At 53.9% G+C, this 22,616-nt stretch carries 17 protein-coding genes and 1 pseudogene; 12 read left to right on the forward strand and 6 right to left on the reverse strand.

Going from position 1 to position 22,616, the window contains the following annotated elements; translation table 11 throughout:
• Positions 1-13 precede the first annotated feature (13 nt).
• Together WN16_RS01780 and nadS are read left to right on the forward strand one after the other, a co-directional pair.
• Positions 14-331 carry a hypothetical protein gene (locus tag WN16_RS01780; protein ID WP_003847996.1) on the forward strand — a complete coding sequence of 106 codons (318 nt, stop codon included), beginning with the start codon at positions 14-16 and terminating at the stop codon, positions 329-331.
• Positions 332-383: 52 nt separating this feature from the next.
• The gene (nadS, locus tag WN16_RS01785) at positions 384-680 is read left to right on the forward strand and encodes a NadS family protein (RefSeq protein ID WP_003837894.1); all 297 of its coding nucleotides are present in this window, start codon (positions 384-386) and stop codon (positions 678-680) included.
• Positions 681-736: 56 nt separating this feature from the next.
• On the opposite strand, the gene envZ is transcribed toward nadS, so the two are convergent.
• Both envZ and ompR read right to left on the reverse strand, forming a co-directional pair.
• Positions 737-2,089, reverse strand: a complete 1,353-nt coding sequence (gene envZ / locus WN16_RS01790; RefSeq protein WP_003837891.1) for a two-component system sensor histidine kinase EnvZ — start codon at positions 2,087-2,089, stop codon at positions 737-739.
• On the reverse strand, positions 2,086-2,805 hold the full coding sequence (ompR, locus tag WN16_RS01795) for a two-component system response regulator OmpR (RefSeq protein WP_001157751.1): 720 nt from the start codon (positions 2,803-2,805) through the stop codon (positions 2,086-2,088). Before ompR ends, envZ begins: the two co-directional genes overlap by 4 nt.
• 225 nt (positions 2,806-3,030) lie before the next feature.
• Between ompR and greB the strand changes: the two genes are divergently transcribed.
• From greB to WN16_RS01825, 6 genes and pseudogenes are all read left to right on the forward strand, one after another.
• Positions 3,031-3,504, forward strand: coding sequence for a transcription elongation factor GreB (gene greB / locus WN16_RS01800; protein WP_003023524.1), 474 nt, complete (start codon positions 3,031-3,033; stop codon positions 3,502-3,504).
• Positions 3,505-3,602: 98 nt separating this feature from the next.
• Positions 3,603-5,936, forward strand: a complete 2,334-nt coding sequence (locus WN16_RS01805; protein ID WP_044701408.1) for a Tex family protein — start codon at positions 3,603-3,605, stop codon at positions 5,934-5,936.
• A 375-nt stretch (positions 5,937-6,311) separates the two neighbouring features.
• On the forward strand, positions 6,312-6,539 hold the full coding sequence (gene feoA, locus WN16_RS01810) for a ferrous iron transporter A (protein ID WP_003023519.1): 228 nt from the start codon (positions 6,312-6,314) through the stop codon (positions 6,537-6,539).
• Between the two features lie 18 nt (positions 6,540-6,557).
• A complete protein-coding gene (gene feoB / locus WN16_RS01815; RefSeq protein WP_032937253.1) occupies positions 6,558-8,876 on the forward strand; it encodes a Fe(2+) transporter permease subunit FeoB in 2,319 nt (772 codons plus the stop codon).
• Positions 8,877-8,887: 11 nt separating this feature from the next.
• The gene (feoC, locus tag WN16_RS01820) at positions 8,888-9,124 is read left to right on the forward strand and encodes a [Fe-S]-dependent transcriptional repressor FeoC (RefSeq protein ID WP_003023516.1); all 237 of its coding nucleotides are present in this window, start codon (positions 8,888-8,890) and stop codon (positions 9,122-9,124) included.
• Positions 9,125-9,286: 162 nt separating this feature from the next.
• Positions 9,287-10,030, forward strand: a pseudogene (locus WN16_RS01825) (Rpn family recombination-promoting nuclease/putative transposase); the annotation flags it as partial.
• 45 nt (positions 10,031-10,075) lie between these two features.
• Here the strand turns inward: WN16_RS01825 and bioH are convergent.
• Positions 10,076-10,846: a pimeloyl-ACP methyl ester esterase BioH gene (gene bioH / locus WN16_RS01830; protein WP_044701406.1), complete on the reverse strand. Its 771-nt coding sequence runs from the start codon at positions 10,844-10,846 to the stop codon at positions 10,076-10,078.
• 37 nt (positions 10,847-10,883) lie between these two features.
• Between bioH and gntX the strand changes: the two genes are divergently transcribed.
• The 3 genes from gntX to gntT all read left to right on the forward strand — a co-directional run bounded on the left by gntX (position 10,884) and on the right by gntT (position 13,885).
• A complete protein-coding gene (gntX, locus tag WN16_RS01835) occupies positions 10,884-11,567 on the forward strand; it encodes a DNA utilization protein GntX (RefSeq protein WP_003023511.1) in 684 nt (227 codons plus the stop codon).
• A 58-nt stretch (positions 11,568-11,625) separates the two neighbouring features.
• On the forward strand, positions 11,626-12,201 hold the full coding sequence (gene nfuA, locus WN16_RS01840) for a Fe-S biogenesis protein NfuA (protein WP_003023509.1): 576 nt from the start codon (positions 11,626-11,628) through the stop codon (positions 12,199-12,201).
• 367 nt (positions 12,202-12,568) lie between these two features.
• Positions 12,569-13,885 (forward strand): gluconate transporter, encoded by a 1,317-nt coding sequence (gene gntT, locus WN16_RS01845; protein ID WP_003023507.1) that lies wholly within the window; start codon positions 12,569-12,571, stop codon positions 13,883-13,885.
• A 96-nt stretch (positions 13,886-13,981) separates the two neighbouring features.
• Here the strand turns inward: gntT and malQ are convergent, their stop codons facing one another.
• Positions 13,982-16,069: a 4-alpha-glucanotransferase gene (gene malQ, locus WN16_RS01850; RefSeq protein WP_032937252.1), complete on the reverse strand. Its 2,088-nt coding sequence runs from the start codon at positions 16,067-16,069 to the stop codon at positions 13,982-13,984.
• A gap of 9 nt (positions 16,070-16,078) precedes the next feature.
• Complete coding sequence (gene malP / locus WN16_RS01855; RefSeq protein ID WP_044701404.1) at positions 16,079-18,472, reverse strand: maltodextrin phosphorylase; 2,394 nt, start codon at positions 18,470-18,472, stop codon at positions 16,079-16,081.
• Between the two features lie 618 nt (positions 18,473-19,090).
• On the opposite strand from malP, the gene malT reads away from it, so the two are divergent.
• Positions 19,091-21,796, forward strand: coding sequence for an HTH-type transcriptional regulator MalT (malT, locus tag WN16_RS01860; protein WP_003837876.1), 2,706 nt, complete (start codon positions 19,091-19,093; stop codon positions 21,794-21,796).
• Between the two features lie 41 nt (positions 21,797-21,837).
• Here the strand turns inward: malT and WN16_RS01865 are convergent, their stop codons facing one another.
• Complete coding sequence (locus tag WN16_RS01865; RefSeq protein ID WP_003023499.1) at positions 21,838-22,596, reverse strand: DeoR/GlpR family transcriptional regulator; 759 nt, start codon at positions 22,594-22,596, stop codon at positions 21,838-21,840.
• Between the last annotated feature and the right edge of the window lie 20 nt (positions 22,597-22,616).

Consider the following 22,616-nt stretch of genomic DNA (forward strand, 5'->3'; position numbering starts at 1 on the left):
CGCAGGACGCGCTATGTTCACATTTATTGAGCTACAAGGATTTAGTAAACGCCGTCCGTTACTTTTGCCTGACGATGAGTTTCGCGCTTTTCAAGAGGCGCTTATAGAGAACCCTGAGGCTGGAGATACTATCGCTGGTACAGGTGGATTCAGAAAAATTCGCTGGAGTCGCTCTGGTATGGGCAAACGCAGCGGTATTAGGGTTATCTATTACAACGTGACGCGCAAAGGTCGAATCTATCTCGCTTTGCTCTATCCTAAAAATGAACAGGATGATTTAACCGAAGAGCAAAAAAGAGTTTTAATGCACTTATCCAATATGCTGATTTAATCATGGGAATTTTAATCATCAGGACACCGCTATCCGGTGTGGTGAGGCCAAAATGAAAGACGAATTATTTGCCGATTTGCTGGCCAGTGCAGAAGAAATGGTGCGTATAGAGAAAGGTGAAGAAACACCTAAGCCTGAACATGTACATACCTTTAGCGAAATTGATGTTAAAGCCATCCGCGAAGCAACAGGGTTACGCCAACAGGATTTTGCCATAGCTGTTGGCGTGAGTTATGACCTGGTTAAAAGCTGGGAAACGAAACGACGCCAGCCGACTGGTGCACCAAGAAAACTGCTTTTATTAATTCAAAAAAATCCATTTATAATTAATCAATTAAAAGCAATTTAAGCCAGAAGTTTTACTCTGTATCCCGTAAACAAAGGGAGGCATTTCCCCTCCCTTTCTTATACGTCTTTCGTGATACCCTGCGCGCGAGTGAAAGGAACCGGAAGCCATGCACGAATCGACAACCCACCACGTTCACTGGTACCAATCTCCAGCATGCCGTTATGGTTATCGATAATACGTTGCACAATCGCCAGACCCAGCCCCGTGCCGCTGGTACTGCGCGCGCTGTCGCCGCGGACAAATGGCTGGAACAGGTGCTTACGCTGCTCCGGCTTGATGCCCGGACCATCATCTTCTACCTGGAACCAGGCGCGATGCGTCTCCGTACCGCTACTGACCTTAATCCAGCCGTTGCCGTAACGGGCGGCGTTAACCACCATATTGGCAACCGCACGCTTGATCGACAGCGGGTGCATTTTCACCTGAATGGCGCCAGGCTGCAGCGCAGTTTCGATTTCACGTTCGTATCCGCTTTCTGCCGCAACCACTTCACCCAGCACCGAGTTCAGATCCGCCATCTCCATCGGCATCTCCTGACCGGTACGCAGGTAATCGATGAACTGCTCGATGATGGCGTTACACTCTTCGATGTCCTTATTGATGGACTCCGCAAGATAACCGTCCTCTTCGCCCATCATTTCCGTTGCCAGACGAATACGCGTCAGCGGAGTACGCAAATCGTGGCTCACGCCCGCCATTAACAGCGTACGGTCATCGGCCAACTGCTTCACACCTGCGGCCATATGGTTAAAGGCTCGGGTTACGGAGCGCACCTCTGAAGCGCCATACTCCCGCAACGGCGGTGGAATGATACCTTTCCCCACCTGCAGCGCCGCATGTTCAAGATCCACCAACGGTCGGTTCTGGATACGGATAAACAGCCACGCGCCACCGATAGCCAGCAGCATAATCGCCAGCGTATAGCGGAACAGCGGTGAGAAATCGCCTTGATGAATTTCCGTAAGCGGCACACGTACCCAGATGTTGGGCGACAGCCAGGTTTTCAGCCACACAACCGGCGAGCTTTTGTTTACCTCAACGCGGACTTCCGTTGGGCCACCCAACTGCTGCGCCATCTGATGGCTTAAGAATTCATAGTGTTGCGCCCAACGCAGTCCGGCTTCTTCAGCGGCCTCGTTGGAATAGAGGGAAATACCCAGCTCACGATAAATTTCCCGACGGAATGCGGGCGGCACCACCAGTTGCGTACCGTCCTCCAACTGTAGTTTATCGGTCATCAGCATACGAACTTCGTAGGCCAGGACCTTATTAAACTGCTGGAGGCTCGGCAGAATCGCGAAGTTCAGCACTACCAGGTAAGTCGTCACCAGGCTGGCAAACAGCAAGGTGACGATGAGCAATAACGTGCGGGCAAACGAACTTCGTGGCGAGAAGCGCATTCGCCTCATGCTTTAGAACCGTCCGGAACAAAGACGTAGCCCAGACCCCATACGGTCTGAATGTAGCGTGGATGCGCCGGATCTTCTTCCACCATGCGACGCAGACGGGAAATCTGGACGTCGATAGAACGTTCCATCGCAGAATATTCACGACCACGGGCGAGGTTCATCAACTTGTCGCGGGACAGCGGCTCACGCGGATGGCTGACCAGTGCTTTCAGCACCGCAAACTCACCGCTGGTGAGCGGCATAGGCTCATCTTCACGGAACATTTCACGCGTACCGAGGTTCAGTTTGAACTTACCAAACGCAATAACTGCTTCTTCCTGAGAAGGCGCGCCCGGCAGTTCGTTCGCCTGACGACGCAGCACAGCGCGAATACGCGCCAGCAGTTCACGCGGGTTAAACGGTTTCGGAATGTAATCGTCAGCGCCGATTTCCAGTCCAACGATACGGTCCACTTCTTCGCCCTTCGCCGTAACCATAATGATCGGCATCGGGTTGCTTTGGCTGCGCAGGCGACGGCAAATAGACAGGCCATCTTCTCCCGGCAGCATTAAATCCAGCACCATCAGGTGGAAAGACTCACGGGTCAGCAGACGATCCATCTGCTCAGCGTTTGCGACGCTTCGAACCTGGAAGCCCTGCTCGGTCAGATAACGCTCCAGAAGCGCACGTAAGCGCATGTCGTCATCGACCACCAGAATCTTATAGTTCTCTTGCATTGTTATTACTCCCAAAGGTTCGCAACAATTAAGTGTATATTCTTAAGAAAGCTAACGTGAGTCACCAGCGAATTCTGGTATGAATTCCAGGCTAAATTGTTACAAAGCATATTAAACAGCAGCTTAAGTATACAATGTTTCTCGCAATACATTATTTATTCTGTTGATATGCTCACGTAATACTAATTGTGCGCATCATCACAGAGTCGAAGGTAAAACAATAAGATGAAAACGCCCCTGATAACCCGTGAAGGGTATGAAAAACTCAAACAAGAGCTGAATTATCTCTGGCGTGAAGAGCGCCCGGAAGTCACCAAAAAAGTTACCTGGGCCGCAAGTCTGGGTGACCGCAGCGAAAATGCCGACTACCAGTATAATAAAAAGCGCCTGCGTGAGATCGACCGCCGCGTCCGATATTTGACCAAGTGCATGGAGAATCTGAAAATCGTCGATTACTCCCCGCAGCAGGAGGGCAAAGTCTTCTTTGGCGCATGGGTTGAGATTGAAAATGACGATGGCGACATCCGCAAATTCCGTATTGTTGGCTACGATGAGATCTTCGGTCGTAAAGATTACATCTCTATCGACTCACCAATGGCGCGAGCGCTGCTGAAAAAAGAAGTCGGCGATCTCGCAGTAGTAAACACTCCTGGTGGCGAAGCCAGCTGGTACGTGAACGAGATTGAATACGTTAAGTGAGACCGGAACAATCCGAAGCCCCGGCAGATGGCTGGCATTTTTGTCAGTCAATCCGTATAACTATCCCCTGATTTTTTATCCTATAGACGAAGCTATCCATGATGAATGATTCTTTCTGCCGCATTATCGCAGGTGAAATTCAGGCTCGTGCTGAACAGGTAGAAGCTGCCGTTCGCCTGCTTGACGAAGGGAACACCGTGCCGTTTATCGCACGATATCGTAAGGAAATCACCGGCGGTCTGGACGATACGCAACTGCGTAATCTGGAAACCCGTCTGGGATATCTGCGTGAACTGGAAGACCGCCGTCAGGCAATCCTGAAATCTATCGGCGAGCAAGGCAAACTGACCGACGACCTGGCGAAAGCGATCAACGGCACGTTAAGTAAGACCGAACTCGAAGATCTCTATCTGCCGTACAAACCTAAGCGCCGTACCCGTGGGCAGATCGCCATTGAAGCAGGCCTTGAGCCGCTGGCAGACCTGCTGTGGAACGAACCGTCTCACGACCCGGAAACAGAAGCCGCTAAATATCTCAACGCCGACAACGGCGTGGCGGATATCAAAGCGGCCCTCGACGGCGCACGTTACATCCTGATGGAACGCTTCGCTGAAGATGCCGCGCTGCTGGCGAAAGTGCGTGACTATCTGTGGAAGAACGCGCATTTGGTTTCCACCGTGGTAAGCGGTAAAGAAGAGGAAGGCGCGAAATTCCGCGACTACTTCGATCACCACGAACCGATCTCTACCGTGCCATCCCACCGTGCGCTGGCCATGTTCCGTGGCCGTAACGAGGGCGTGCTTCAGCTTTCGCTGAATGCCGATCCGCAGTTCGATGAGCCACCGAAAGAGAGCCACGGCGAGCAAATCATTCAGGATCACCTTGGCCTGCGACTGAACAACGCACCGGCAGACAGCTGGCGTAAAGGCGTTGTAAGCTGGACATGGCGAATTAAGGTGCTGATGCACCTCGAAACCGAACTGATGGGCACCGTGCGCGAACGCGCGGAAGATGAAGCAATCAACGTCTTTGCCCGTAACCTGCATGACCTGCTAATGGCGGCTCCGGCCGGCCTGCGCGCCACCATGGGCCTCGATCCCGGCCTGCGTACCGGCGTGAAGGTGGCGGTTGTTGACGGTACCGGTAAGCTGGTCGCGACCGACACCATTTATCCACACACCGGTCAGGCCGCCAAAGCCGCCGTTGCCGTTGCGGCGCTGTGTGAAAAATACAACGTTGAGCTGGTGGCGATTGGTAACGGTACAGCGTCGCGCGAAACCGAGCGCTTCTTCCTCGACGTGCAGAAACAGTTCCCGAAAGTCACCGCGCAGAAAGTGATCGTCAGCGAAGCCGGGGCATCGGTTTACTCGGCTTCCGAGCTGGCGGCGCAGGAGTTCCCGGATCTCGACGTTTCATTGCGTGGCGCAGTGTCTATCGCCCGTCGTCTGCAGGATCCGCTGGCTGAGCTGGTGAAAATCGATCCGAAATCCATCGGTGTGGGCCAGTATCAACACGACGTTAGCCAGACACAACTGGCGCGTAAGCTGGACGCGGTGGTGGAAGACTGTGTGAACGCCGTCGGCGTCGATCTAAATACCGCTTCCGTTCCGCTGTTGACCCGCGTAGCCGGCCTGACACGCATGATGGCGCAAAACATCGTTGCCTGGCGCGATGAGAACGGTCAGTTCCAGAACCGTCAGCAACTGCTGAAAGTCAGCCGTCTGGGGCCAAAAGCCTTTGAACAGTGCGCAGGCTTCCTGCGCATCAACCATGGCGATAACCCACTGGATGCCTCCACCGTTCACCCGGAAGCCTATCCGATTGTGGAACGCATTCTGGCCGCTACCGAGCAATCGCTGCGTGACCTGATGGGCAACAGCAACGAACTGCGCAATCTGAAAGCCGCCGATTTTACTGACGAACGCTTCGGGGTGCCGACCGTCACCGACATCATCAAAGAGCTGGAGAAGCCGGGCCGCGATCCGCGTCCTGAATTTAAAACCGCGCAGTTTGCTGATGGTGTCGAAACCATGAACGATCTGCTGCCGGGAATGATCCTGGAAGGGGCGGTCACCAACGTCACCAATTTCGGCGCGTTTGTTGATATCGGCGTTCATCAGGATGGCCTGGTGCATATCTCTTCGCTGTCGAATAAGTTCGTCGACGATCCACACACCGTGGTGAAAGCGGGCGACATTGTGAAGGTGAAAGTGCTGGAAGTGGACCTGCAACGTAAGCGTATCGCGCTGACCATGCGTCTGGACGAGCAGCCGGGTGAAACCAATGCGCGTCGCGGCGGCGGGAATAACGATCGCACTCAGGGCAATCGCCCGGCGCCAAAAGCGGCGAAACCGCGTGGCCGTGACGCCCAGCCTGCGGGCAACAGCGCGATGATGGATGCGCTGGCGGCGGCAATGGGTAAAAAGCGCTAAGTTTAAACCGTGTGCCGGATGACGGAATCAATACCTTATCCGGCATATTTAATATATCCCCCGCTTTTCACCACAATATATTTATCACTTTATTAACAGATGAAACCTTAATTAAACATTAAGATTCTCAATAATTACCTCCGCGAACCATTCTTTCCCTACCAGAATAAATATTGAGGAATATCAAAATTGGCTCAAATTATTATCCAATTGTACATTCCGTCACATTTATTCTATTGATGATAGAAACCATTCTCATTATCATTGTTTTGTTGATTATTTACTCTTTCCTTACGTTGGCTAATCATCTGGTCTCATGCCGCCCTGTCGCCCCATGAGGTAATCATCCAGTTAGCGAGATATAAGTAGGTCCCTATGCAATTCACTCCTGACAGTGCGTGGAAAATTACCGGCTTTGCCCGTGAAATCAGCCCGGCTTATCGTCAGAAACTGTTGTCACTTGGCATGCTGCCCGGCTCCTCCTTCAACGTGGTACGCGTCGCCCCGCTCGGCGATCCTATCCATATCGAAACGCGTCGCGTAAGTCTGGTATTACGTAAAAAGGATTTGGCGTTATTAGAAGTGGAAGCGGTTTCCTGTTAATACAGTGAGTCTATAAAAATGAAAAAACTAACCATTGGTTTAATTGGTAATCCTAATTCCGGCAAGACAACTTTATTCAACCAACTCACCGGCGCGCGCCAGCGTGTAGGCAACTGGGCTGGCGTTACCGTGGAGCGTAAAGAAGGTCATTTCGCCACAACGGACCATCAGGTCACGCTGGTGGATTTACCCGGCACCTATTCTCTGACGACAATCTCATCCCAGACCTCTCTCGATGAGCAGATTGCCTGCCACTATATTTTAAGCGGCGACGCGGATCTGTTGATCAACGTGGTCGATGCTTCAAACCTTGAACGCAACCTCTACCTGACGTTGCAACTGCTTGAGTTGGGCATCCCCTGCATCGTCGCGTTGAATATGCTGGATATCGCTGAAAAGCAGCAAATCCGTATTGATATCGACGCCCTCTCAGCACGTCTTGGCTGCCCGGTGGTTCCGCTGGTTTCCACCCGCGCCCGCGGCATTGAAGCGCTGAAGCTGGCGATCGATCGCTACAAAGAAAACGACACTGTCGAGCTGGTCCATTATGCCCAGCCGTTGCTGCAGGAAGCGGACTCCCTCGCCGACGCGATGGCCAAAGATATGCCGCTCAAACAGCGCCGCTGGCTTGGCCTGCAGATGCTGGAAGGCGATATCTACAGCCGCGCCTATGCGGGTGATGCCGCGCAAAATCTCGATGCCTCTATCGCACGCCTGAGCGAGACAATGGACGATCCGGCGCTGCACATCGCCGATGCGCGCTATCAGTGCATTGCCGCTATCTGCGATACCGTCAGCAATACTCTGACGGCAGAACCGAGCCGTTTCACCACCGCGGTAGATAAAATCGTTCTCAACCGCTTCCTCGGGCTACCGATTTTCCTGTTCGTGATGTACCTGATGTTCCTGCTCGCCATTAACATCGGCGGCGCACTGCAACCGTTGTTTGACGTTGGCTCCGTAGCACTCTTTATCCATGGTATTCAGTGGATTGGCTACACGCTGCACTTCCCGGACTGGCTAACCATCTTCCTGGCCCAGGGCCTTGGCGGCGGGATTAACACCGTGCTGCCGCTGGTACCGCAAATCGGCATGATGTATCTGTTCCTCTCCTTCCTTGAAGACTCCGGCTACATGGCGCGCGCCGCGTTTGTGATGGACCGTCTGATGCAGGCGCTGGGACTGCCGGGCAAATCGTTCGTCCCGCTGATCGTCGGCTTTGGCTGTAACGTACCGTCCGTGATGGGCGCACGTACGCTGGACGCCCCGCGTGAGCGTCTGATGACCATCATGATGGCGCCGTTTATGTCCTGCGGCGCACGTCTGGCGATTTTCGCCGTCTTTGCCGCGGCGTTCTTTGGTCAGAACGGCGCACTGGCGGTCTTCTCGCTGTACGTACTGGGTATCGTGATGGCTGTGTTGACGGGCCTGATGCTCAAACACACCATCATGCGTGGTGAAGCAACGCCGTTCGTGATGGAGCTGCCGGTATACCACGTGCCGCACATCAAGAGTCTGATCATTCAGACCTGGCAGCGCCTGAAAGGCTTCGTTCTACGTGCAGGTAAAGTCATCATCATCGTCAGCATTTTCCTCAGCGCGTTTAACAGTTTCTCGCTGAGCGGGAAAATCGTCGATAACATCAACGACTCTGCTCTGGCCTCCGTTAGCCGTGTTATTACTCCCGTGTTTAAACCGATTGGCGTTCACGAAGATAACTGGCAGGCAACCGTAGGTTTGTTCACCGGCGCGATGGCGAAAGAAGTGGTGGTGGGTACGCTGAACACGCTCTATACCGCGGAAAACATTCAGGAAGAAGAGTTCAACCCGGCAGATTTCCACCTCGGTGACGAGCTGATCGGCGCAGTGGATGAAACCTGGCAAAGCCTGAAAGACACCTTCAGCCTGAGCGTACTGGCTAACCCTATCGAAGCCAGCAAGGGCGACGGCGAAATGGCGACGGGCGCAATGGGCGTGATGGGCGAGAAATTTGGCAGCGCCGCCGCCGCGTACAGCTACCTGATCTTTGTTCTGCTGTATGTGCCGTGCATTTCAGTGATGGGCGCTATCGCACGTGAATCCAGCCGTGGCTGGATGAGTTTCTCGATTCTGTGGGGCCTGAATATCGCCTACTCTCTGTCGACGCTGTTTTATCAGACGGTCAGCTACAAAGAGCACCCGACCTACAGCCTGGTGTGCATTTTAGCGGTCATCCTGTTTAACATCGTGTTGCTGGGCCTACTGCGTCGAGCTCGCAGCCGCGTGGACCTCGCACTGCTGGCAACCAACAGAACGGCGAGTTCCTGCTGTTCCAGCACGACTGGCGATTGCCACTAAGGTTATCGACAATGGCATCACTTATTCAGGTTCGTGATTTATTGGCTTTGCGGGGGCGCATGGAGGCAACACAAATTAGCCACACGCTGCATACCCCGCAGCCCATGATTGACGCCATGCTGAATCAGTTAGAAAAGATGGGCAAAGCGGTGCGGATTCAGGAAGATGCCGACGGGTGTCTTTCCGGAAGCTGCAAAAGTTGCCCGGAAGGTAAAGCCTGCCTGCGCGAATGGTGGGCTTTACGCTAATCAGATGCTATTTGCCGGATGGCGCTACGCTTATCCGGCCTACAAATGATGCAAACGTCCAGGCCGGATAATTCGTTTATGCAGATATCCGGCTTTTTTTGCGTAATGGATTCCACATAGATTTCATTATTTCAGCAAAAAAGATCTATCCTCCAGCCAGCTACCCGCGAAGGTGATGGTTACATTTACACCATTATTGAACATCAAAGCAGCGCCGATGCTCACATGGCATTTCGGCTAATGCGCTATGCCATTGCGGTAATGCAGCGTCATCTGGATGCGGGACATAAGAAGCTGCCTCTGGTAATCCCCCTACTTTTTTATCATGGTGCAGCAAGCCCATACCCCTATTCACTTTGTTGGCTGGACGAGTTTGATGACCCGGAGTCCGCCAGACAGCTTTATAGCACCGCGTTTCCACTGATCGATATCACCGTTGTGCCCGATGACGAGATTATGCAGCATCGCCGGATGGCGCTGTTGGAACTCATCCAAAAACATATCCGTAAACGCGATTTGATGGGGCTGGTAGAAAAACTCGCCATCCTGCTTGTTAAAGGACACGCTAATGACAACCAGTTGAAAGCCTTGTTTAATTACCTGATGCAAGCCGGAGACACCGTGCATTTTGGGGAATTTATTCATGAAGTCGCCGAACGTTTACCCCAACACAAGGAGAGATTGATGACAATCGCTGAGAGGCTACGGCAGGAAGGACATTTTAATGGTCTTCAGGAAGGCCATCGGAAAGGATTACAAGAGGGGTTACAAACAGGTCTACAACAAGGCAAACGAGAGGAAGCTTTGCGCATCGCGACGACCATGCTAGCGGATGGTATCGACAGATTAACAATACTCAGAATTACCGGGCTTAGCGCTAAAGACCTGCCTGCGCAACCGCATTAATTTCAGGCCCGGCAAGCGCGACGCTACCGGGCAAGTCAACATTGGCTATAGCTGTTGTTTTAACGCCACCAGCGCTGAGCAGAACTCCGCCGGATGCGAGATAAACGGCGCATGCGCCGCCTTAGCAAACACCAACGACTCGCTCTGCGGCCACAGGGCATCCAGCATCGGGACGACTTTGCGCGGCACCAGGCCATCAAGATAGCCGTATAGCCGCAGGAAAGGCATTTCCACCGTGCACAGCGGTTCTCGCAGATCGACCGTTTTCAGGATCTCCAGCCCGCCATTAAGCACTTCGACGTCCGGCATGGGTAAAGCCAGTACCGTTTTCTTCAACGCTCGCGCATCCTGACGCGCGGTTTCCGTACCCATCGTTTGCAATGCCAGAAAACGCTCCACTGTACGCTGGAAATCTTCGCTCAGCTGCTGCTGGAAGCCTGCCAGCACCTCTGGCTTGATACCCGGCCACTCATCCCGCGCGCTAAAGCAAGGGGAAGACGCGACGGTCACCAGCGCCTGAGCACGCTCAGGATGCGTTAGGGCTACCTGACTCGCGACCAGCCCGCCCAGACTCCAGCCGAGCCAGATAGCTTTCTCCGGTGCCTGATTCAATACCCGCTCAGCCATCTCTTCCAGCGACATTGCACCGAAACCCTGGCTACGACCAAATCCCGGTAAGTCGACAAGATGCAGCGTAAAATGCGAACTCAGTTCCTCGCTTATGCAATGCCACACTTGCGCATTCAGTCCCCATCCGTGCAGCAGCACAAGATGGCAATTTCCCGAACCCTGGGTCTGCCACCAGATGTCATTCATCAGTTATTGTTCTCTTTTAGCCTGAAAGGATGCATCTATGCTAACAGTACCGGGATTGTGCTGGCTATGCCGAATGCCCCTGACGTTAGGGCATTGGGGGATCTGCTCAGTCTGTACGCGGGCAACGCGCCAACACGCCAGCCTATGCCCTCAATGTGGACTCCCTGCCGCTCATACCGTCATTCCCTGTGGGCGCTGCCTGCAAAAACCGCCGCCGTGGCAGCGGCTGGTCACCGTCAGCGACTATGTTCCGCCGTTGAGCGGGCTTATCCACCAGCTCAAGTTTTCGCGACGCAGCGAAACAGCCTCCGCTCTTTCGCGTTTGCTGTTGCTGGAGGTACTACAGGCCCGGCGCGTCAGCGCCCTTCCTCTGCCGGACAGGCTGGTCAGCGTCCCGCTCTGGCAACGCCGACACTGGCGCAGAGGGTTTAATCAGAGCGATTTACTGTGCCGTCCGCTTGCACGCTGGCTGGGTTGCGACTGGGACAGCCAGACCGTCTCGCGGGTTCGGGCAACCGCCACGCAGCACCATCTCAGCGCCCGATTACGTAAACGTAACCTGAAAAATGCCTTTCGCCTTGAATTGCCGGTGCAGGGACTCCATATGGTTATTGTGGATGATGTCGTCACTACCGGAAGTACCGTCGCGGAAATCGCGCAGCTGCTTTTACGCAACGGCGCGGCGACTGTCCAGGTATGGTGCCTGTGTCGAACCTTGTAGAGCCTCGATGATGGGCGTATTATAACCAAGTAAAATAGTCAACTATTAGGCCATTACTATGATCCATATTTCCGATGCTGCACAAGCGCACTTTGCCAAACTGCTGGCAAATCAGGAAGAAGGGACACAAATCCGCGTATTTGTGATTAATCCCGGCACGCCTAACGCTGAATGCGGCGTTTCTTATTGTCCGCCGGACGCCGTGGAAGCAACCGACACCGCCATTAAATTTGACCTGCTGACCGCATATGTTGATGAACTGAGCGCACCATATCTGGAAGATGCAGAAATCGATTTCGTTACCGACCAGTTAGGCTCCCAACTGACCCTGAAAGCACCAAACGCCAAGATGCGTAAAGTTGCCGATGATGCACCGCTGATGGAACGCGTGGAGTACATGCTGCAATCGCAGATCAACCCACAGCTGGCTGGCCACGGTGGTCGCGTATCTCTGATGGAAATCACCGATGAAGGCTACGCCATTCTGCAGTTTGGCGGCGGCTGTAACGGCTGTTCAATGGTCGATGTGACGCTGAAAGAAGGTATCGAGAAGCAGCTGCTGGCTGAATTCCCTGAACTGAAAGGCGTTCGCGATTTAACCGAACACCAGCGCGGCGAGCACTCTTACTACTAACGCCAGACTTGTAGGCCCGGTAAGACGCATCCGCGTCGCCACCGGGCATCGATGCCGGATGGCAGCGTAAACGCTTTATCCGGCCTACGCCCTTACATTTCTCTGCACGCACCCTGTAATAATCCCCCGCATAATTTGACCAGCCTCTCATAATTTAAATTTTGCCTGCCCAGGTGATTTTCAAGCGCCACATGTTACCCGTATCATTCGTATCAGCACCTAACACACACATAATAGCCAGCTAAACTGATTAGTTTTGCAGGCAACCAGCATTGGTGCTGAGAATACTCTGTTCCCGGTCGGGACAATCGGAATTTGTCATCTAAACACTGACGTTACCCATAACAAAGTTAAGGCCAGGTAAATCATGCCATTAGTCATCGTTGCTATCGGTGTAATCTTGTTACTCCTCCTGATGATCCGTTTCAAAATGAACGGCTTCATCGCTCTCGTCCTGGTGGCGCTTGCTGTCGGATTGATGCAAGGGATGCCACTGGATAAAGTCATCGGTTCAATTAAAGCCGGCGTCGGCGGAACCCTTGGCAGCCTCGCCCTGATTATGGGTTTTGGCGCCATGCTGGGCAAAATGCTGGCGGACTGCGGCGGCGCACAGCGCATCGCAACCACCCTGATTGCTAAATTCGGCAAAAAACATATTCAATGGGCGGTGGTATTAACCGGCTTCACCGTTGGTTTTGCCCTGTTCTACGAAGTTGGTTTCGTACTGATGCTGCCGCTGGTGTTCACCATTGCCGCTGCTGCCAATATCCCGCTGCTGTACGTTGGCGTGCCAATGGCTGCGGCACTGTCCGTAACGCACGGCTTCCTGCCACCGCACCCGGGTCCAACCGCTATTGCCACCATTTTCCACGCAGATATGGGTAAAACCCTGCTGTTTGGTACGATTCTGGCAATCCCGACCGTTATTCTCGCCGGTCCGGTATACGCACGTTTCCTGAAAGGCATTGATAAGCCAATCCCGGAAGGTCTGTACAGCGCAAAAACCTTCACTGAAGAAGAGATGCCAGGCTTTGGCGTCAGCGTCTGGACCTCTCTGGTCCCGGTTATTCTGATGGCAATGCGCGCCGTGGCGGAGATGATTCTGCCGAAAGGTCATGCTTTCCTGACGGTTGCAGAATTCCTCGGTGACCCGGTCATGGCAACGCTGATTGCAGTGCTGATTGCGATGTTCACGTTTGGTCTGAACCGCGGACGTTCGATGGATCAGATTAACGACACGCTGGTGTCTTCAATCAAAATCATTGCGATGATGCTGTTGATCATCGGCGGCGGCGGTGCCTTCAAACAGGTCCTGGTTGATAGCGGCGTGGACAAATACATCGCCTCAATGATGCACGGCTCTAACGTGTCTCCGCTGCTGATGGCATGGTCTATCGCTGCAGTACTGCGTATCGCATTGGGTTCCGCAACCGTTGCAGCGATCACCGCTGGTGGGATAGTGGCGCCGCTGATTGCAACAACCGGCGTAAGCCCTGAGCTGATGGTTATTGCGGTTGGTTCCGGTTCTGTCATCTTCTCCCACGTGAACGATCCAGGTTTCTGGCTGTTCAAGGAGTACTTCAACCTGACCATCGGTGAAACCATCAAGTCATGGTCAATGCTGGAAACCATTATCTCTGTCTGCGGTCTGGTAGGGTGTCTGCTGCTGGGTATGGTGGTCTGATAAAACGGTGCCGGGTGGCGCTTCGCTTACCCGGCCTACCGCTGTCATCGTAGGCCGGATAAGACGCACTCTGCGTCGCCATCCGGCAAAATAACACTACTTCTTCTTCGCGGCCGCTTTTCGCCGCTTATCCAAATCCTTAATTAGCTTATTCACTCTCTCATCGGCAAACATCTGCTCCAGCGTGGCGGTGAGCTTACGCCGCCAGTTTTTGTACTGGTCGCTGGTCCCCGGAATGTTGACCGGTTCAGCCATATCCAGCCAGTCTTCCGGTTGTAGGCCCAGCAGCGCACTGTTGCTGTCAGCGATGTAGCGTTGCATGCCGCGATTAAGAATCGGCGTCATCGACATCAGGGATGCCTTGTGACCGGCACGTTTTGGCAGGCAGCCGTATTTGTGCAGCGCGTCCAGCAGCCCCTGTTTCGCCAGTTCTCGGTCCTGATACAACCCGCGCAGCACGACTTCATCCGGATACAGGCCCAGTGCTTTACCCAGCGTCAAATCGCCGCTATCCCAATAACCTTTAAGCGTAGGAAGGTCATGCGTCGCCGCGACTGCCATTGATTGTTCCGGGTACGCTTTCGGCGTACGGAAGTTTTTCTCATGGTCATTCTCGAAATAAAGCACTTTGTAGGAGTACACGCCGCTGTCGCGCAGCTTGCTGACGATCTCCACCGGCACAGTACCCAGATCCTCACCAATTACCATGCAGTGATGACGTTTACTCTCCAGCGCCAGAATTGAAAGCAGGTCATCGACCGGATAGTGCACGTAAGCGCCGTGATCGGCAGTTTCACCGTAGGGGATCCACCACAGACGCAGCATCGACATAACATGGTCGATACGCAGCGCACCGCAGTTCTGCATATTGGCGCGCAGCAGTTCGATAAACGGTTCGTAGGCGCGTGCCGTAATGATGTGCGGATCCATCGGCGGCAGCCCCCAGTTTTGTCCGAGTGGACCGAGAATATCCGGCGGCGCACCAACCGAGGCTTTCAGGCAATACAGCTCGCGGTCACACCAGGTTTCCGCCCCACCTTCGGCCACGCCAACCGCCAGATCGCGATACAGTCCAATCGGCATCGCAAAACTCTGGCTGGTTTTCCAGCAGTCAGCAAACTGGGTATACGCCAGCCACTGTAACCACAGGTAGAAATCCACATCGTCACGATGTTCTTCGCAGAATCGTTTTACCTCTGGCGAGTCCACTGACTGGAAAGCTTCCGGCCACACCGGCCATCCCCAGCGCAATGCGTCCTCTTTCACCTGATGCGCATGCAGCGCATCAAAGGCTGCCTGCCAGTAGAGGCTGTCCCCTTCCTGAGACACAAACTGGCGAAATGCCGCCATCTGCTCATCATCACGTGCGGAGAAGCTTTTCCACGCCATACGTAGCGCCGTCATCTTCAGTGCAGTAACGGCAGAATAATCAACCCACTCGGCATCGCGCGCACGTTGCAGAGCTTGCTGAGTCGCGGGTTTCTGCCACCACGCCTGCGCCTCTTTACTCAGGCGGAAATCGTCTACGGCGTTCACATCAATATAAATCACGTTCAACCAGCGGCGTGAAGACGGGCTGTACGGGCTGGCGCTCTCCGGGTTAGCCGGATACAGCGCGTGAATAGGATTAAGCCCGATAAACGCGCCGCCGCGTTGCGCCACATCTACCAGCATGGCGCGGAGATCGCCAAAGTCGCCAATCCCCCAGTTCTTTTCTGATCGCAGGGTGTAGAGCTGAACGCATGCGCCCCACAGCTTCTGCCCGGCTAACAGCGCCTGCGGTTCATAGCAGCGTTTTGGCGCCACGATGATACGACAATGGGTACGCAGCTCGCCCTGGGTCAGGGTCAACGTGTGATACCCCTCCGGCAGCTTCGCCGGAAGAGTGAAAGATTTACCGCCGACGGCATGCCCTTTGTGCTGCACGCCCTCTTCGGTGGTCAGCAGCCAGTTAAACTCTCCGCTTCCCTCAACCGCCAGCGGCATTTTCTTACCGGCGGTATAGACCATGACATTCGGCACCGGAGTTACCGCCACCTGAGTGGCAGCGGTGGTGCGATGCATGGCGTCAAGCAAACGCCGTTTGGTTTCGGCACCAATAGACTGCGGTTTACCGTGGGCATTAATGTAATTGGGGCTGATCCCCGCCGCCAACGCGGCATTATCCAGACGTTTGCTTTCCATCGCGATTCCTTAACGTTTCGCCTGCCAGATACGAGCCTGATAATCGCGGATGGAGCGATCCGAGCTGAACATGCCGCAACGTGCGGTATTCAGAATCGCCGCCCGGGTCCAGGCTTCCTGGTCACGATACAACACGTCAACCTGCTTCTGAGCTTCAACGTAGGCCGCGAAGTCCGCCATCACCAGATACGGGTCGCCGCCCTGCTTGCCGATACTGTGCAGCATCTGGTCAAAGGCATGCTTGTCGCCGTCGCTGTATTTCCCGCTTTCCAGCTCTTTCAGGACAGCATCCAGCACTTTGTCTTTTTTACGCCATTTCACCGGGTCGTAGCCTTTGGCTTTGAGCACCTTCACCTCTTCCACGGTATGACCAAAGATAAAGATATTCTCGTCACCCACCTTCTCGGCGATTTCGACGTTTGCGCCATCCAGCGTACCAACGGTTAACGCACCGTTCAGCGCCAGCTTCATGTTACCGGTGCCGGAAGCCTCTTTCCCTGCGGTTGAAATCTGCTCAGAGATATCCGCCGCCGGGATCAGCATTTCCGCCGCCGAGACACAATAATCCGGCAGGAAGACGACCTTCAGCTTGTCGCCCACTTGCGGGTCGTTATTGATAGTTTGTGCAACCTGGTTAATGGCGAAGATGATATTTTTCGCCAGGTAGTAACCTGGAGCAGCTTTTGCGCCAAACAGGAATACGCGCGGCACGCGATCTGCCTGCGGGTTCTCACGGATTTCTTTGTACAACGCCAGAATATGCAGCAGGTTGAGGTGCTGACGCTTGTACTCATGCAGACGTTTAATCTGAATATCAAAGATAGCGTTAGTCGTTATTTCAATACCGGTACGCGCTTTAATAAACTTCACCAGGCGCTCTTTGTTCGCCAGCTTGATGTCGCTATACTGCTGACGGAACTTCGCGTCGTCGGCGTATTTTTCCAGGTTAATCAACTGGTCGAGGTCGTTGGCCCACTCTTTTTTCAGCGTTTTATCCAGCAGTGCGGCAAGCGCCGGGTTGCACTGCTTAATCCAGCGACGTGGGGTAATCCCATTGGTGACGTTATGGAATTTGTTCGGCCAGAGCTGGTGATATTCAGGGAACAGATCTTTCACCACCAGATCAGAGTGCAGCGCCGCCACACCGTTAACAGCAAAGCCGCTGACCACGCACATGTTAGCCATGCGCACCTGTTTGTTGTGCACCACCGCCAGCTTCGCCCAGACTTCAGCATCACCCGGCCAGGTTTTATCGACCAACGCCTTAAAGCGCTCGTTAATCTCTTTGATGATTTGCATATGGCGCGGCAGTAGCGCTTTCACCAGCTTCTCGTCCCAGCACTCCAACGCCTCTGGCATAAGGGTGTGGTTGGTGTAAGCAAAGGTTTTGCTGGTAATGGCCCACGCATCGTCCCAGCTCATCTGGTGCTCATCAATCAGCACGCGCAGCAGCTCAGGAATGGCAATGGTCGGGTGAGTATCGTTGAGCTGAATAACTTCAAAATCCGCCAGCTCATGAAGTTTACGCCCTGCCAGATGATGGCGGCGCAGAATGTCAGCTACAGAACAGGCACACTGGAAGTACTGCTGCATCAGGCGCAGCTTTTTACCCGCGGTGTGGTTATCGTTCGGGTAAAGCACTTTCGTCAGTTTTTCGGCATCGATGCCCTGCTGCTCTGCGCGCAGGAAATCACCGTCGTTAAATTTGGTCAGGTTAAACGGATGCGCGTGGCTGGCCTGCCACAGACGCAGCGGTTGCGCTACGCCGTTACGGTAGCCGAGAACTGGCAGATCCCAGGCCTGACCGGTGATGGTAAAACCTGGCTCCCAGTGGCCTTCTTTGCTGACCTTGCCGCCAATCCCAACCTGCACATCCAGCGCCTCGTTGTGACGGAACCACGGGTAGCTGCCACGATGCCAGTCATCCGGGGCTTCCATCTGTTGCCCATCGGCAAACGACTGACGGAACAGGCCGTACTGGTAGTTGAGGCCATAGCCCGTCGCCGACTGGCCGACAGTCGCCATCGAATCGAGGAAGCAGGCTGCCAGGCGTCCCAATCCACCGTTACCCAACGCCGGATCGGTCTCTTCTTCCAGCAGGTCGGTCAGGTTGACATCATGTGCTTTCAGCTCATCGCTCACCTCCTGATACCAGCCGAGGTTGAGTAAGTTGTTGCCGGTCAGACGGCCAATCAAAAACTCCATCGAGATGTAGTTAACGTGACGTTGATTTTTTGCCGGTTTCGCCGCAGGCTGGGCGCTGAGTAACTCAGCCAACGCCCCACTCACTGCCTGCCACCACTGGCGCGACGTCATTTCTTGAGCCGACAGTAAACCGAAGCGCTGCCACTGACGCGTCAGGGCAGCCTGAAATTGATCTTTGTTGAAAGTAGGCTGTGACATAGGGGTTCCAGATCCTTAGGTAATAAAACAACGTTATCGCTAGTTTGCCTGGCTCGTTGTTGACATTCCTCATCCTGGCACGGATTAGGGAGGGAGGAGGAGCGGGGATGAGCATAAAAGTGTGATCTCCGCCACTTAAAGGGGGCGTAATCACCCGTAAATTCGCGCAAACCGTGCATAACGCTCTTTGGATGACGCATTAATAACAAAGGATTAATCGACAATTTCAAATAGTGGAGTGACGATGAAAAAAAAAATGTAAATAGCGAAATAGTTTCTAACCTGAAATATCTATGCGGGGTAAGATAATTCACATAAAAATTTTAAGTCGGCCACAAAATTCGTCGATTTTGATTAGTCGCCTGAGTAACTATATAAAAACAGAGGGATTTTTCGACACATTAAAAATTACAACGGATCCAGTCGCCACGCCTGTTGCGACTCTTTAAAACAATTATTGCAATAGATGTATAGATTTGTGACATAGTGCAAAATCAGACACACAAAAAGTCCGCTTAGCTTGCATAAAACACCAATCTGGCCGACCTTATATCTATTAATTACGAAGCGCAAAAAAAATCATTCTTCCCTATTTTCACACAGTGAAGTGACTAACTTATGTTGATTCCGTCTAAATTAAGTCGTCCGGTTCGACTCGACCATACGGTGGTTCGTGAGCGCCTGTTGGCTAAACTTTCCGGCGTGAACAATTTCAGGCTTGCCCTGATAACAAGTCCTGCTGGTTATGGAAAAACAACGCTGGTTTCACAATGGGCGGCGGGGAAGAACGACTTAGGCTGGTACTCTCTGGATGAAGGCGATAATCAACAAGAGCGCTTTGCCAGCTATCTGATCGCCGCCATCCAACAGGCAACGGGTGGACATTGCACCACCAGCGAAGCGATGGTGCAAAAGCGCCAGTACGCCAGTCTGACATCACTGTTTGCCCAGTTATTTATCGAACTGGCCGAGTGGCACCGTCCGCTCTACCTGGTGGTGGATGATTATCATCTGATCTCCAATCCAGCTATTCACGAAGCGATGCGTTTCTTCCTGCGTCACCAGCCTGAAAACCTCACGCTGGTCGTACTGTCGCGCAACCTGCCGCAGTTGGGTATTGCCAATCTGCGGGTGCGCGATCAACTGCTGGAAATAGGCAGCCAACAGCTGGCCTTTAACCATCAGGAAGCCAAACAATTTTTCGACCGACGTTTGTCCTCTCCCATTGAAGCGGCAGAAAGCAGCCGGATGTGCGATGACGTTGCTGGCTGGGCCACAGCGTTACAGCTGATCGCCCTCTCCGCCCGCCAGAACAACCATTCTGCGCACCAGTCCGCACGCCGTCTCGCGGGGATCAACGCCAGCCATTTGTCCGATTATCTGGTTGATGAAGTGCTGGACAGCGTCGACCTCGGCACCCGTCACTTCCTGCTGAAAAGCGCCATTCTGCGTTCCATGAACGATGCGCTGATCGTCCGCGTTACCGGGGAAGAAAATGGCCAGATGCGGCTGGAAGAAATTGAGCGCCAGGGGTTATTCCTGCAGCGGATGGATGACGTTGGCGAGTGGTTCAGCTATCACCCGCTGTTTGGCAGCTTTTTACGCCAGCGCTGCCAATGGGAGTTGGCGAACGAACTGCCCGAAATACACCGCGCCGCCGCCGAAAGCTGGATGGCGCAAGGCTTCCCCAGCGAAGCTATCCACCACGCGCTGGCGGCCGGTGACGCCCATATGCTGCGCGATATCCTGCTTAATCATGCGTGGGGACTGTTTAACCACAGCGAGCTAACGTTACTGGAAGAGTCGCTGAAAGCCCTACCGTGGGAAAGCCTGCTGGAAAATCCGCGTCTGGTTCTGCTACAGGCCTGGCTGATGCAGAGCCAGCACCGCTACGGAGAGGTTAACACCCTGCTGGCGCGCGCAGAGCAGGAAATAAAAGGCGACATGGAGCCAACGCTGCACGCCGAATTCAACGCTTTACGGGCGCAGGTAGCGATTAACGATGGCAACCCTGACGAAGCCGAACGCCTGGCAAAACTGGCGCTGGATGAATTACCCATCGCCTGGTTCTATAGTCGTATCGTCGCCACCTCGGTGCACGGCGAAGTCCTGCACTGTAAGGGCGATCTCACGCGCTCTCTGGCGTTAATGCAGCAAACCGAGCAAATGGCACGTCATCATGACGTCTGGCATTACGCACTGTGGAGCCTTATCCAGCAAAGCGAAATTTTGTTTGCCCAAGGCTTTTTACAGGCCGCCTGGGAGACTCAGGAAAAAGCGTTCCAGCTGATCAAAGAGCAGCACCTGGAACAGCTGCCGATGCACGAGTTCCTGGTACGTATTCGCGCGCAGCTCCTGTGGGCATGGGCGCGTCTGGACGAATCAGAAGCCTCTGCCCGTAGCGGTATTGAACTGCTTTCCACTTTCCAGCCGCAGCAGCAGCTACAGTGTCTGGCGCTGCTGGTTCAGTGTTCACTTGCGCGGGGCGATCTTGATAACGCTCGCAGCCTGCTCAACCGTCTGGAAAACCTGCTGGGCAACGGTCACTATCACAGCGACTGGATCTCCAACGCCGATAAGGTGCGGGTGATTTACTGGCAAATGGTGAGCGACAAAAACTCTGCCGCCAACTGGCTGCGCCACACGCCGAAACCAGAATTCGCCAATAACCACTTCCTGCAAAGCCAGTGGCGCAACATCGCTCGCGCGCAAATCCTGTTGGGTGAGTTTGAACCGGCTGAAATTGTGCTGGAAGAGTTGAATGAAAATGCGCGCAATCTGCGCCTGATGAGCGATCTGAACCGTAACCTGCTGCTGCTTAATCAGCTCTACTGGCAGGCAGGGCGCAAAAATGACGCCCAGCGTGTGTTACTCGAGGCCCTACAGCTGGCGAACCGCACCGGGTTTATCAGCCACTTTGTTATCGAAGGCGAGGCCATGGCGCAACAACTGCGCCAGCTGATTCAGCTCAATACCTTACCGGAACTCGATCAGCACCGCGCCCAGCGCATTTTGCGTGAAATTAACCAGCATCATCGCCATAAATTCGCCCACTTCGATGAAGGGTTCGTTGAGCGTCTGCTGACTCACCCGGAAGTACCGGAGCTTATCCGCACCAGCCCGCTGACCCAGCGCGAATGGCAGGTTCTGGGACTAATTTATTCGGGCTACAGCAACGAGCAGATCGCCGCAGAGCTGGCCGTCGCGGCAACGACCATCAAGACGCACATCCGCAATTTGTACCAAAAGCTCGGCGTCGCACACCGCCAGGATGCGGTGCAACATGCGCAGAAGCTGCTGAAGATGATGGGATACGGCGTTTAGTTAATGCCTGATACGCGACGCTTATCAGGCCTGGAATTACCTTAGCACAGCTCTAACTGAATATGATGGTCAGCAATCACCTGCATCACACCAGCAGGCGGCAGCGTGTCGGTATAGACCGCATCCACCATGCTGATGCTGCCCATATTCACCATCGCGTTACGCCCAAACTTCGAGTGGTCCACCACTAGCATCACATGACGTGAATTCTCAATGATCGCGCGTTTGGTGCGAACTTCGTGATAATCAAATTCCAGCAGCGAACCATCGCTGTCGATACCGCTGATGCCTAAGATGCCGAAGTCCAGACGGAACTGAGAAATAAAGTCGAGGGTCGCTTCGCCCATAATACCGCCGTCGCGGCTACGCAGTTCGCCACCGGCGAGGATTATGCGGAAATCCTCTTTCGCCATCAGCGTATTCGCCACATTGAGGTTGTTGGTCACAATGCGTAAATTGCTGTGATTGAGCAGCGCGTGAGCCACCGCTTCCGGCGTGGTTCCGATATCAATAAACAGCGTAGAACCGTTCGGGATCTGCGTGGCAACTTTGCGAGCAATGCGCTCTTTTTCCGCCGTCTGCGTTGCTTTACGGTCATGCCACGGGGTGTTAACCGAGCTGGATGGCAACGCCGCGCCGCCGTGATGGCGCAAAATCATGTTCTGATCGGCCAGATCGTTAAGATCGCGGCGAATCGTCTGCGGGCTGACGGAGAAATGCTCCACCAGCTCTTCAGTACTGACGTATCCCTGTTTTTTTACCAGCTCGATGATCGCGTCATGTCGTTGTGTTTGCTTCATTATTGTTCCCTGAAATTTTG

The sequence above is a fragment of the Citrobacter sp. ABFQG genome (assembly GCF_004322975.1).
Taxonomy (GTDB): Bacteria; Pseudomonadota; Gammaproteobacteria; order Enterobacterales; family Enterobacteriaceae; genus Citrobacter; species Citrobacter freundii.

What these genes read in the sequence shown, in the direction of transcription:
- WN16_RS01780 (WP_003847996.1), top strand. Translation starts at nt 14, where the DNA reads ATGTTCACATTTATTGAGCTACAAGGATTTAGTAAACGCCGTCCGTTA.
- nadS (WP_003837894.1), top strand. Translation starts at nt 384, where the DNA reads ATGAAAGACGAATTATTTGCCGATTTGCTGGCCAGTGCAGAAGAAATG.
- envZ (WP_003837891.1), bottom strand. Translation starts at nt 2,089, where the DNA reads ATGAGGCGAATGCGCTTCTCGCCACGAAGTTCGTTTGCCCGCACGTTA.
- ompR (WP_001157751.1), bottom strand. Translation starts at nt 2,805, where the DNA reads ATGCAAGAGAACTATAAGATTCTGGTGGTCGATGACGACATGCGCTTA.
- greB (WP_003023524.1), top strand. Translation starts at nt 3,031, where the DNA reads ATGAAAACGCCCCTGATAACCCGTGAAGGGTATGAAAAACTCAAACAA.
- WN16_RS01805 (WP_044701408.1), top strand. Translation starts at nt 3,603, where the DNA reads ATGATGAATGATTCTTTCTGCCGCATTATCGCAGGTGAAATTCAGGCT.
- feoA (WP_003023519.1), top strand. Translation starts at nt 6,312, where the DNA reads ATGCAATTCACTCCTGACAGTGCGTGGAAAATTACCGGCTTTGCCCGT.
- feoB (WP_032937253.1), top strand. Translation starts at nt 6,558, where the DNA reads ATGAAAAAACTAACCATTGGTTTAATTGGTAATCCTAATTCCGGCAAG.
- feoC (WP_003023516.1), top strand. Translation starts at nt 8,888, where the DNA reads ATGGCATCACTTATTCAGGTTCGTGATTTATTGGCTTTGCGGGGGCGC.
- bioH (WP_044701406.1), bottom strand. Translation starts at nt 10,846, where the DNA reads ATGAATGACATCTGGTGGCAGACCCAGGGTTCGGGAAATTGCCATCTT.
- gntX (WP_003023511.1), top strand. Translation starts at nt 10,884, where the DNA reads ATGCTAACAGTACCGGGATTGTGCTGGCTATGCCGAATGCCCCTGACG.
- nfuA (WP_003023509.1), top strand. Translation starts at nt 11,626, where the DNA reads ATGATCCATATTTCCGATGCTGCACAAGCGCACTTTGCCAAACTGCTG.
- gntT (WP_003023507.1), top strand. Translation starts at nt 12,569, where the DNA reads ATGCCATTAGTCATCGTTGCTATCGGTGTAATCTTGTTACTCCTCCTG.
- malQ (WP_032937252.1), bottom strand. Translation starts at nt 16,069, where the DNA reads ATGGAAAGCAAACGTCTGGATAATGCCGCGTTGGCGGCGGGGATCAGC.
- malP (WP_044701404.1), bottom strand. Translation starts at nt 18,472, where the DNA reads ATGTCACAGCCTACTTTCAACAAAGATCAATTTCAGGCTGCCCTGACG.
- malT (WP_003837876.1), top strand. Translation starts at nt 19,091, where the DNA reads ATGTTGATTCCGTCTAAATTAAGTCGTCCGGTTCGACTCGACCATACG.
- WN16_RS01865 (WP_003023499.1), bottom strand. Translation starts at nt 22,596, where the DNA reads ATGAAGCAAACACAACGACATGACGCGATCATCGAGCTGGTAAAAAAA.